Origin of the sequence: Mesorhizobium sp. (assembly GCF_004962925.1) — a bacterium.
GTDB lineage: Bacteria > Pseudomonadota > Alphaproteobacteria > Rhizobiales > Rhizobiaceae > Mesorhizobium.
Map to the genome: position 1 here is coordinate 13573 of NZ_SUEO01000079.1, position 10930 is coordinate 24502.

The following is a 10930-nucleotide window of genomic DNA, read 5'->3' on the forward strand; positions in this document are numbered from 1 at the left end:
ATCGTGCCGACCTCGGCAAAACCGAAGCCGAGGCCAAGCAGTGCATCGGCAACCTCGGCGTTCTTGTCGTAGCCGGCAGCCATGCCGAGCGGATTGGGGAAATCGATGCCGCAGATGCTGACTTTCAGCCTGTCGTCGCGCACCGGTCGCCCGGCCACCGGCAGCCCGCATTTCAACGCGGCGATCGACAGGCCGTGGGCGGCTTCCGGATCGAATGCGAACAGGAGCCTCTGGCCGAGGCGGTCAAGCACGCTCATTCGGCCTCCAGCGCCGGGAATTGGTGCAGGCCGTCAGTGCCGAGCGGCAATGGTTGCACCCAGACGACGGCCTTCAGGTCGAGCGGGCCGTAAAGGTGCGGGAACAGCGCGCCGCCGCGCGAGACCTCGTATTTCAGCGCATCACCCAGCTTGGCTCCATCGATGGCGACCAGTAGCAGTCCGGTCTGGCCGGCGAAGTGTTTTGCCGCCGTTTCCCTAGCCTGCCCGGCGGTGGAAAAATGGATGAAGCCGTCGGAGACGTCGATCGGCGCACCGGTGAAGCGGCCATTTCTTTCGGCCTCGCGCCACAGCGGTTCGGGTACTATCTTGTAGATAATCTGAGACATGATTGCGCTATAGTCCGAACCAACCATGCGGGGAAGGGTGCGCCAGAGTTCTTCCCCATTTCCGGCGCAAACATGCGATAAATTGCGCTACTGGCCCATGGAGGACAATATGCGTCCGCAGCACGTCTTAATCCCGGCAGCGCTCGTCTCGCTCGTCACGGCATCGGCCTTTTCCGAGGAAGCCAACCGCTACCGGCTGGAAAAGTCGGCCACCGGCTATGTCCGCATAGACACGCAGACCGGTGCGATGTCGAGCTGCGAGGAGCGGGCCGGCCAGCTCGTCTGCAAGATGGCGGCCGATGAACGCGCCGCCTTCCAGGACGAGATCGACCGGCTGCAAAATTCGGTGAAGGCGCTCGACGAGCGCGTCGTCAAGCTCGAGAACTCGCTTGCCGCCCGCTTTGAGTCGACGTTGCCCAGCGAAGAGGATTTCAACAAGACGATGAGCTACATGGAGCGCTTCCTGCGCGGCTTCATGGGTATCGTCAAGGACATGGAAAAGGACAGCGGCGAAGATGGCGCCAAACCCAATTCGCAAAAAACCTGAGCACCGGTCACCGGAAGAAACCCGGTGCATAGTCTTTGCCGCTTGAAAACGGCCGATATCGCCGCATAATCGTCGACTGATCCCGTAAGAAGCAGACAATCATCAATGGGATTCGGGGAGGGCCATGTGCCGTCAGGCTACACTTTCGTCATCGCCGACGACCATCCGCTTTTTCGCGGCGCGCTGAGAGAGGCGCTTGCCGGCATCGGCAACGTCGCCGGCATTCACGAGGCCGGCGATTTCGAAAGCGCCAAGGCACTGGTCGTGGCCAATGAGGAAGTCGATCTGGTGCTGCTCGACCTGTCGATGCCGGGCGCGAGCGGCCTTTCCGGTCTGATCTCGCTGCGCGGCATCCATCCGACGGTGCCGCTGGTGGTGGTATCGGCGCATGACGACCCGGTGACCATCCGGCGCGCGCTCGATCTCGGCGCTTCGGGTTTCATCTCCAAATCGGCCAGCATGGAGGAGATCCGCAGCGCCGTGCAGTCTGTGCTTGCCGGCGACATCGCCGCACCCACGGGCATCGATCTCGGTGTCGAGCGCGATCCCGAGATCTCCGATCTGATCAAGCGGCTGCAGACGCTGACGCCGCAGCAGACGCGCGTGCTCGGCATGCTGGCCGAAGGGCTGCTCAACAAGCAGATCGCTTACGAACTCGGTGTCTCCGAAGCGACGATCAAGGCGCATGTCTCGGCCATTCTGCAGAAGCTTGGCGTCGACAGCCGCACCCAGGCGGTGATCCTGCTGTCCAAGATCGGCAGCGACCCGCTGCCGGCAGCCAGCTGACCTCGGCACCGGGGGGCAACAGAAGGCTGTGACCGTTACTCGGCCGCCGACGCCAGTGGCCTGACCCTGGCCATCATCGAGCGCAGCACCGCCGGTTTAAGCGGCTTGTTGATCACCGGCACGTCGAGCCTGGCGGCGGTGGCGCGCACCTCGCTGGAGCGGTCGGCGGTGACCAGCACGGCCGGCATGTCCTGGCCGTGGATCGCGCGCAGTTTAGCGATCATTTCGAGACCGGTCTCGCCGTCGAGATGGTAATCGGCAAGCACGATGTCGGGGCGATGCATGACCGATCCCTCGATATCCCCCGTGCCGGAAAATGTGTCGACGCTGCAGCCCCAGCCTTCGAGCAGCAGCCGCATGCCGTCGAGGATGCGGGCGTCGTTGTCGATGCAGAGCACGCGGAGCCCGGCAAGCGAAGCCGCGGTGCGGACCGGCGCTTTCGCCGCGATCTCGCGGCGTGGCTCCTGCGTTGCCGCGACCGGCAGGATGACGGAAAAGCGCGTGCCTTTGCCCGGGTTCGAGAAGATCCGGATTTCGAGGCGCAAGACGCGAGCGATGCGGTCGACGATGGAGAGACCGAGGCCGAGGCCCTCGGCCTCGCGCGCGCCCTCGTCGAGGCGGGTGAACTCGCGAAAGACCGTGTTCAGCTTGTCGCCGGCAATGCCGATGCCGGTATCGATCACCTGTATCTCGACCAGTTCGCCGCGCCGCCGCACCCCGACCAGGACGTGGCCGCAGCGCGTGTATTTGACGGCGTTGGATACGAGGTTCTGGATCAGGCGGCGTAGGAGATTGCGATCCGTCATCACGCTGAGCGACGACGGCACGATCGTCAGGCCGAGCTTCCTCTCGGCGGCAAGCGGCTGGAAGTCGTTGCCGATCTGTCGCAGCAGCTCGTCCAGGCTGAAGACGGTGTCGTCCGGCTTCATCGCGCCGGCATCGAGGCGGGAGATGTCGAGCACCGCGCCGAGAATGGTCTCGACCGATTCCAGCGAGGATTCGATGTTGATCGCCGCCTTGCCGGCCCGCCCCTTGCCGGCCTTTTCGATCAGCGACGAGCAATAGAGGCGGGCGGCGTTCAGGGGCTGCAGGATGTCGTGGCCGGCAGCGGCAAGGAAGCGCGTCTTGCCGAGATTGGCTTCCTCGGCCAGCATCTGCGCCTGTGCCAGCTCCTCGTTGACGCGGGTCAGTTCGACGGTGCGGTCCTTGACGCGCTGTTCCAGCGATTCATTGGCGCGCTTGAGCGCCAGATCCTGCTCGACGCGTCCGGAGATGTCGGCATAGGTGGCGACGATGCCGCCGTCCGGCATCGGATTGGAACGCAACTCCAGGATGCGGCCGCTGGTCTTCAGCTCCATCTGCCAAGGGCTGACGAAACTGGTGAGGCGGTTGAGCATCGCCACCCTTTGGTCGGCCGGAATGTCGCCGCGCTCGGCAAGGTGGCGCAGGATGCGATCGAGCGAGACGCCGACCTGGCCCATCTCGTCGGGCAGGTCGAACAGCGCCCGATACTGGCGGTTCCAGCAGATCAGCCGAAAATCCCTGTCGAAGACGGTAATGCCCTGTTCCATCTGGTCGAGCGCGATCTGCAGAAGGTCACGATTGTGCTGCAGCGCCTCGGTGGCGTCGTCGAGCAGGCGGAAGGCGTCCTTGGATTCGCGGTCGTTGCGGCGCAGCAGCAGCGACAGGATCAGCCGCGCCGAGGAGGAGCCGACCGCACTCGCCAGAAGCTGCTCGGAGAAGCGGATGACGTCCATGCTGGCCTGCTCGTTGCCGTGCAACGAAGTGCCACTGCTCTCTTCGAACGTCTGAAAGGACCGCTCGGTGCGTTCGACGCCAAGATAGCGCGCGATTGTGTCCTTGAGGTCATTGACGGTGACGGTGGTGCGGAAGCGGCGCAGGCTCGGCATCGGGCTCGCCTCGCGCGGCACGAAGATCGACGCCTGGATGCGTTCCAGCGGTACCGACGCGCGCGACAGCGAGCCGAGCACGAAGAACAGCGTGTTGATAGACAGGCTCCACAAGACGCCGTGGTTCAGCGGCTCGGCGACGGTGCCGAACAGCGCTTGCGGCCGCAACGCTTCGAAACCGAACAGGCCGTGCACGACGATGCCGGTATCGGAGGCGACGAGCGACGGAAGCAGCAGCGTGTAGCCCCAGACGACGATGCCGGCGACCATGCCGAGTGCAGCACCCCTGCCGTTGGCGCCGCGCCAGATCAAACCGCCGATCAACGCCGGCGCGAACTGCGCGATCGCAGCGAAGGACATCAGGCCGATCGAGGAGAGCCGCGCGCTGTCGGTGCTCTCGCGATAATAGAGGAAGGCGATGAACAGCATGATGAAGATCGCGGCCCGCCGCACGTTGAGGATGAGTGTTGACCAGTCCTCGTTCTCGGAAGTCGTGGTCCTGAGCAGGCGGCGCACGAACAGCGGAATGACGAGGTCGTTGGAGATCATGATAGACAGCGCGACGCTTTCGACGATCACCATCGCGGTCGCCGCCGACAGGCCGCCGATGAAAGCCGCCATCGCCAGTAAATCGTGACCGCTGAGCAGCGGCAGCGACAAGACGTAGAGGTCGCTGCTGGTCCTGGTGCCGACCAGCGCCAGGCCGGCGAGCGCGATCGGCAGCACAAAAAGGTTGATCGCCACCAGATAGAGCGGAAACACCCACGTCGCGGTGCGCAACTCGGCCTCGCTGCGGTTCTCGACGATGGTGACGTAGAACTGGCGCGGCAGCATGATGATGGCGAAACCGCTCAAACATGTCAGCACCAGCCAGGTTGCGAGCGACGTCCTGTAGCCCATCGCTTGCTGAACTTGAGTATTCTGCGCGAGCTTGTCGACCATATCGCCTGGGCCGCCGAAGATCAGGAAGATCACCAGCAGCCCGATTGCCAGGAAGGCGGCGAGCTTGACCACGGTTTCGACCGCCACCGCCAGCACCAGCCCGTCCTGATGCTCGGTGGCGTCGGCGTGGCGCGTGCCGAACAGCACTGCAAACAGCGCAAGCAGCATGGCAACGACCAGCGAGATGTCGCTGACGAAGGGATCGAAGGTGGGTGGCGAGCCGGTATAATGCTCGACCATCAGGCTGACCGAGCCGGAAATCGCCTTCAACTGCAGCGCCATATAGGGCACCGCGCCGATCGTCGCGATCAGCGTGGCGATCGCCGCAACGGTAAAGCTCTTGCCGTAGCGGGCACCGAGGAAGTCGGCGATCGAGGTGATCTTCTCGGTCTTGGCCAACCTGACGATGCGATGAAGCAGCGGAAAGCCGAACACGAACACCAGCACCGGTCCGGTATAGATGCCGAGGAATTCAAGGCCGCGCTCCGAGGAAAGGCCGACCGAGCCGAAGAAGGTCCAGGAGGTGCAGTAGATCGCCAGGCTGAGCGCATAGATGAAGGGGCGGGCCTGGCCAGGCCCGGGTGTCGCCGAGCGCCGGTCGCCGAGGCTGGCGATGACGAACAGCAACGTCACATAGGCGATCGCGATGATGACGATGAACCAGCCCTGCACGGCCTGAGTATCCTCCCTTACCGGTTTTGCATCCGGCCTGCTGAGACGCAATCACAGCTTGGCGATCAAGTCCATCGCGGCTTTCGGCGCAGGATGGTTGCGGCTTCGGGAAATTTGGCCGGTGGAAACCGGTCATTTGTCCATGCTGCACCGCAGGTTTTTGCTATCTTGCCTGTGGGTCGGTGCCGAAAGGCGCGGGTGGGCGGCAGCACGGCCCATCATGACAAGGAGGGTCGAATGCTGAAAGAATTCCAGGAGTTCATTTCCAGGGGCAATGTCATGGACCTGGCCGTCGGCGTCATCATCGGCGCTGCCTTCGGCAGAATCGTTGATTCGCTGGTCAACGACATCATCATGCCGATCGTGGGCGCGATTTTGGGCGGACTGGATTTCAACAATTACTTCTTCGCCCTGTCCTCTGCCGTCAATGCCACGTCGCTGGCGGATGCCAAGAAACAGGGTGCCGTTTTCGCTTATGGCAGCTTTATCACCGTGGTGCTGAACTTCATCATTCTCGCCTTCATCATCTTCTTGATGGTCAAGGCGGTGAACAATCTGCGCCGGCGGTTGGAACGGGAAAAGCCCGCCGTCCCTGCCGCGCCGCCGGCCGATGTCGCGCTGCTCACCGAAATTCGCGATCTCCTCGCCAGGAAATAGCGCAGGGGCAAGATCTCTGGACCAAAACCCCGGTCGTTTTCGGCCGGGGTTTTCTGTTTTCGCCCGTCGCAAAACACGCTAGCAGTCCAGAACACGAAAACGGATCTATCCATGACCCTGATCGAGAATTTGCGCGCCGAGGCCCGGGCCGCGCCGGAAAGCGGCATTGTCGCCGTCATGAACCGCGGCCGCGACCGCGACGGCATGATCCCGCTCTGGGCCGGCGAGGGTGACCTGCCGACGCCCGCCTTCATCACCGATGCCGCAGCCCGGGCGCTGGCCGGCGGTGAGACCTTCTATACCTGGCAGAAAGGCATCCCCGAGCTGAGGCAGGCGCTCGCCCGCTATTACGTCAGGCATTTCGGCAAGAGTTTCGCCGAGGGAGAATTCATCGTCACCGGTTCGGGCATGCATGCCATCCAGCTGGCGCTCGACGCCGTCGCCGGCAATGGTGACGAGGTCGTCTATCTGTCGCCAGCCTGGCCGAACTTCGCCGCTGCCGCCAGCTTGGCGGGCGCCGTCCCGGTCGCTGTCACGCTCGACCAGTCCGGCAATGGCTGGTCCTGCGACGTCGGCAAGATCGAGGCGGCGATCACCCCAAGGACAAAGGCGCTGTTCGTCAACACACCGTCCAACCCGACCGGCTGGACCGCGGACAGGGAGACGCTGCAGGCGATCCTCGACCTTGCCCGCGAAAGGGGCCTGTGGATTATCGCCGACGAGATCTATTCGCTGTTCCACTACGGCGATAGTCGCGCGCCGTCCTTCATCGACATCATGGCCGACGAGGATCGCATCCTGTTCGTCAACAGTTTTTCCAAGAACTGGGCGATGACCGGCTGGCGCGTCGGCTGGATCAAGACCCATCCTTCCTTGCAGCAGGTATTCGAGAACCTAGTCCAGTATTCGACCTCCGGCGTCGCCCAGTTCATGCAGCGCGGCGCCGTCGTCGCCCTCGATGAAGGTGACGCCTTCATAGTCGAGCAGGTGGAGCGGGCGAGGGCGGCGCGTGATCTGGTCTGCGGCATCCTGGCTGCCACCGGCAGGGCACGCTTCACCGTGCCGCAAGGCGCGTTCTATCTGTTCTTCGCGGTCGACGGCATCACCGATTCACGTGCCGCCGCCTTCGACATCGTCGACCGCGCCAATGTCGGCCTGGCGCCCGGAACGGCGTTCGGCCCCGGCGGCGAGGCCTTTCTCAGGCTGTGTTTCCACCGCCGCCTCGACCAGCTCGAGGAAGCGGCGCACCGACTGGCGAAGTGGATGAAGAGTGCTTGAAGCGAGTTCAATCCGGCGGCTCAGATGGCCGTCGGAGTAGAGGTTTCTAACAGGCTTCAGCCGCCGGACTTCGGCACCAGCAGCGGAATGACACGGTCGCTTTCCCTCACGGCCGGCCGGCCCGCCGAGCCATAAGGTATGCCCAAAGCATCCCAGGTCTCGACCAGCGCATCCTGAAGTTCCGCGATCAAGTGATCCGAATGGAACGGCGTCGGCGTGATGCGCAGCCGTTCGGTGCCGCGCGGCACGGTCGGGTAATTGATCGGCTGGATGTAGATGCCGTGGATGCCGAGCAGGCGGTCGCTGGCCATTTTGCAGGCCTCGGGATCGCCGACGAGCAGCGGCACGATGTGGGTAGCGGAGTCCATCACCGGCAGGCCGGCGGCGGTAAGAACCTGCTTGGTCCGCGACGCCTGCCGCAGCTGCGCGTCGCGTTCGGCCTGCGAGCGCTTCAGATGGCGGATCGACGTGGTCGCCGCGGCGGCGATGGCTGGCGGCAGCGCCGTGGTGAAGATGAAGCCCGGCGCGTAGGAGCGCACGGCATCGATCACGGCACTTGTGCCGGTGATATAGCCGCCGAGCGTGCCGAACGCCTTGGCCAGCGTGCCTTCGATGATGTCGATACGGTCCGCCAGTCCTTCGCGCTCGGTGATGCCGCCGCCGCGCGGTCCGTACATGCCGACGGCATGGACCTCGTCGATATAGGTCATGGCGTTGTAGCGCTCGGCAAGATCGACGATCTGCTTGATCGGCGCGATGTCGCCGTCCATCGAATAGACGCTCTCGAAGACGATCAGCTTGGCGCGCTCGCGGCCCGCCGCCTGCAGCAGGCTTTCGAGATGCGCAACGTCGTTGTGGCGGAAGATCTTCTTCTCGGCGCCCGAACGCCGCACGCCTTCGATCATCGAGGCGTGGTTGAGTTCGTCCGAGACGATCAGGCAGTTGGGCAGGAGCCGCGCAATGGTCGAGATCGAGGCTTCGTTGGAGACGAAGCCGGAGGTGAAGACGAGTGCGGCTTCTTTGTCGTGCAGGTCGGCCAGTTCCAGTTCAAGCTCGACCAGCGGATTGCTGGTGCCGGAAATGTTGCGGGTGCCACCGGCACCAGATCCCATCTTGCCGGCGGCGTTCTGCATCGCCGCGATGACGTCTGGATGCTGGCCCATGCCGAGATAATCGTTGGAGCACCAGACGGTGATTTCCTGGGCGCGGCCGTTGGCACGCCAGATGGCGCGCGGGAATTTCCCCACGATACGCTCGAGGTCGGCGAAGATGCGGTAGCGACGCTCTGCATGGAGCTGGTCGATCGCGTCTTCGAAGAAACGCTGATAGTTCATTTCGGCTTCCCAATTTTTGCGTGGGATCATAATCATTGCCCTATTCGACGTCCACTTGGCCTTTCTGGTCAAAATGCCACGCCCCAAGCCTGTTCCTAACGACCACGGATCATGGCCTATTCCCTTGATGTGCATGAATTTTGTTTCAAGACGATGCCACGCGCCGATGAGACTGGTTACCGCAGACACTAATGGTACTAATGGCCTAGTGGCAGGCTTTCCAGTAAGGCGGGTGTTGAGACAGTTTCCGATAAATCTTGAGCAGCGAGGACGCGGATGACGGTTTTGGTGACAGGCGGCGCCGGCTATATCGGCAGCCACATGGTCTGGGAGCTGCTGGATGCGGGCGAGAGCGTCGTCGTCCTCGACCGGCTTTCGACCGGCTTCGAATGGGCGGTGGCGCCAGAGGCAAAGCTCGTCGTCGGCGATGTCGCCGACAAGGAACTGGTCGGCGGGGTCATCCGCGACAACAAGGTCGACGCCATCATCCATTTTGCCGGCTCGATCGTGGTTCCCGAATCGGTCGCCGACCCGCTCGGCTACTACGAGAACAACACCTGCAAGACGCGCACGCTGATCGAGACCGCAGTGCGCGAAGGCGTGCCCAATTTCATCTTTTCCTCGACCGCCGCCGTCTATGGCGGCGCCGGGCTGGAGCCGGTGCGCGAAGATGCGCGCCTCGCACCGGAATCGCCCTACGGCCTGTCCAAGCTGATGAGCGAATGGATGCTGCGCGACGCCGCAATCGCCTATGGCTTGCGCTATACGGCGCTGCGCTATTTCAACGTCGCCGGCGCCGATCCGAAGGGCCGCACCGGCCAGTCGACGCCGGGCGCCACGCATCTGATCAAGGTCGCCGCCGAGACGGCGCTCGGCAAGCGACCGTTCATGCAGGTGTTCGGCACCGACTATCAGACACCCGACGGTACCTGCATGCGCGATTACATCCATGTCAGCGATCTGGCGGCGGCGCATCGGCTGGCGCTGGAACGGCTGCGTGCCGGGGGAACAAGCCTCGTCGCCAATTGCGGCTACAGCCACGGCTATTCGGTGCTCGAGGTGATCGACAGCGTGCGGCGCGTCTTTGGCCATGATTTCGACGTGCGGATCGGCGAACGCCGTCCGGGCGACGCCGCCGCGGTGGTTGCCAATTCGGAGCTGGCGCGCCGCGAACTCGGTTGGACGCCGCAGCGCGACGACCTCGACCTGATCGTCGCCGACGCACTCGCCTGGGAGCGCATCCTGACCGGCAAGAATTCGGCGCGAGGCTGAGACCGGGTTCTTAGGCTCGAAGCGTGGACGCATTTGGCCGCGTGTGACTTTTGGGGGCGGCATGAGAATATTGGTGCTCGGAGCTGGCGTCGTCGGCACGGCGGCCGCCTATTATCTGGCGAGCGACGGCCACGAGGTGACCGTGATCGAGCGCCATCCAGCGGCGGCGCGCGGCACCAGCCAATCGAATGCCGGGCTGGTGTCGCCAGGCGACGCCACCGCCTGGGCCTCGCCCGCTGCGCTGAAGACGTTCCTGCGTGGGCTCTGGAACCACGATCTCGGCATCAAGGTCAGGCTGCGCTTCGACCCCTACTTCTTTGCCTGGAGCCTTCGCTTCCTGCGCGAATGCACGGTTACGCGCCTGCGCGCCAACACCGACGTCAAGCTCAGGCTCGCGCTCTATTCGCGCGATTGCATCAACGCCCTTTCGGAGGCGACCGGCATCCATTACGACGAGCGCAAGAAGGGCATTCTCTACTTCTTCCGCTCGCAGAAGAGTTTTGATACCGGCACCGACAATTACCGTTATCTCGGCGAGCACGGCCTGCCGATCGAGATCGTTGGCCGCGACCGGCTGGCCGAATTGGAACCTGGGCTCGCCGGAGTGAAGGACAAGATCGCCGGCGGCATCTATTCGCCGATCGATCAGACCGGCGATTCCAAGCAGTTCGTCGACAAGCTCGCCGCCTATGCGGCCGACAAGCTCGGCGTCAAATTCCTGTTTGGCACGACGGTTGAAGGCCTTGATATCGAGGGCGACCGGGTGCGCGCCGTGGTGACCTCGGCCGGCCCGATCACAGCTGACGCCGTGGTCATCTCCATGGGGCCCGAAAGTGGCCTGCTCGGCCGCCGCTACGGCATCGACCTGCCCGTATACCCGGTGAAAGGCTACACCGTGACTGTCCCGCTGGAGGATGAAAGCAAGGGG

The 10930-nt window shown here is 63.6% G+C and carries 9 protein-coding genes and 1 pseudogene; 6 read left to right on the plus strand and 4 right to left on the minus strand.

Annotated features, from left to right (window positions below; genetic code table 11):
• Window positions 1-257, minus strand: a pseudogene (locus E5W87_RS17120) (dihydroorotate dehydrogenase (quinone)); the annotation flags it as partial.
• A complete protein-coding gene (locus E5W87_RS17125; RefSeq protein ID WP_292399700.1) occupies window positions 254-604 on the minus strand; it encodes a DUF952 domain-containing protein in 351 nt (116 codons plus the stop codon). The gene E5W87_RS17125 and the pseudogene E5W87_RS17120, both read right to left, overlap by 4 nt.
• A gap of 109 nt (window positions 605-713) precedes the next feature.
• On the opposite strand from E5W87_RS17125, the gene E5W87_RS17130 reads away from it, so the two are divergent.
• Together E5W87_RS17130 and E5W87_RS17135 are read left to right on the plus strand one after the other, a co-directional pair.
• Entirely contained in the window at window positions 714-1151 is a 438-nt protein-coding gene (locus E5W87_RS17130) for a hypothetical protein (protein WP_292399702.1), read from the plus strand.
• A gap of 126 nt (window positions 1152-1277) precedes the next feature.
• Complete coding sequence (locus E5W87_RS17135; protein ID WP_292399724.1) at window positions 1278-1937, plus strand: response regulator transcription factor; 660 nt, start codon at window positions 1278-1280, stop codon at window positions 1935-1937.
• 35 nt (window positions 1938-1972) lie between these two features.
• On the opposite strand, the gene E5W87_RS17140 is transcribed toward E5W87_RS17135, so the two are convergent.
• Window positions 1973-5461 (minus strand): PAS domain-containing hybrid sensor histidine kinase/response regulator, encoded by a 3489-nt coding sequence (locus tag E5W87_RS17140; protein WP_292399705.1) that lies wholly within the window; start codon window positions 5459-5461, stop codon window positions 1973-1975.
• Window positions 5462-5698: 237 nt separating this feature from the next.
• Between E5W87_RS17140 and mscL the strand changes: the two genes are divergently transcribed.
• Both mscL and E5W87_RS17150 read left to right on the plus strand, forming a co-directional pair.
• Complete coding sequence (mscL, locus tag E5W87_RS17145) at window positions 5699-6118, plus strand: large conductance mechanosensitive channel protein MscL (RefSeq protein WP_292399727.1); 420 nt, start codon at window positions 5699-5701, stop codon at window positions 6116-6118.
• Window positions 6119-6229: 111 nt separating this feature from the next.
• Window positions 6230-7396 carry a pyridoxal phosphate-dependent aminotransferase gene (locus E5W87_RS17150; RefSeq protein ID WP_292399708.1) on the plus strand — a complete coding sequence of 389 codons (1167 nt, stop codon included), beginning with the start codon at window positions 6230-6232 and terminating at the stop codon, window positions 7394-7396.
• A 56-nt stretch (window positions 7397-7452) separates the two neighbouring features.
• Here E5W87_RS17150 and hemA read toward each other — a convergent pair whose 3' ends face one another.
• Window positions 7453-8730, minus strand: coding sequence for a 5-aminolevulinate synthase (gene hemA / locus E5W87_RS17155; protein WP_292399711.1), 1278 nt, complete (start codon window positions 8728-8730; stop codon window positions 7453-7455).
• A gap of 276 nt (window positions 8731-9006) precedes the next feature.
• On the opposite strand from hemA, the gene galE reads away from it, so the two are divergent.
• Together galE and E5W87_RS17165 are read left to right on the plus strand one after the other, a co-directional pair.
• Window positions 9007-10002 carry a UDP-glucose 4-epimerase GalE gene (gene galE, locus E5W87_RS17160; protein WP_292399714.1) on the plus strand — a complete coding sequence of 332 codons (996 nt, stop codon included), beginning with the start codon at window positions 9007-9009 and terminating at the stop codon, window positions 10000-10002.
• 61 nt (window positions 10003-10063) lie between these two features.
• Window positions 10064-10930: FAD-dependent oxidoreductase (locus tag E5W87_RS17165; protein ID WP_292399717.1), on the plus strand; the 867-nt coding region annotated here is incomplete at its 3' end.

Coding starts and splice junctions, on each gene's coding strand:
- E5W87_RS17125 (WP_292399700.1), bottom strand. CDS start 604: ATGTCTCAGATTATCTACAAGATAGTACCCGAACCGCTGTGGCGCGAG.
- E5W87_RS17130 (WP_292399702.1), top strand. CDS start 714: ATGCGTCCGCAGCACGTCTTAATCCCGGCAGCGCTCGTCTCGCTCGTC.
- mscL (WP_292399727.1), top strand. CDS start 5,699: ATGCTGAAAGAATTCCAGGAGTTCATTTCCAGGGGCAATGTCATGGAC.
- E5W87_RS17150 (WP_292399708.1), top strand. CDS start 6,230: ATGACCCTGATCGAGAATTTGCGCGCCGAGGCCCGGGCCGCGCCGGAA.
- hemA (WP_292399711.1), bottom strand. CDS start 8,730: ATGAACTATCAGCGTTTCTTCGAAGACGCGATCGACCAGCTCCATGCA.
- galE (WP_292399714.1), top strand. CDS start 9,007: ATGACGGTTTTGGTGACAGGCGGCGCCGGCTATATCGGCAGCCACATG.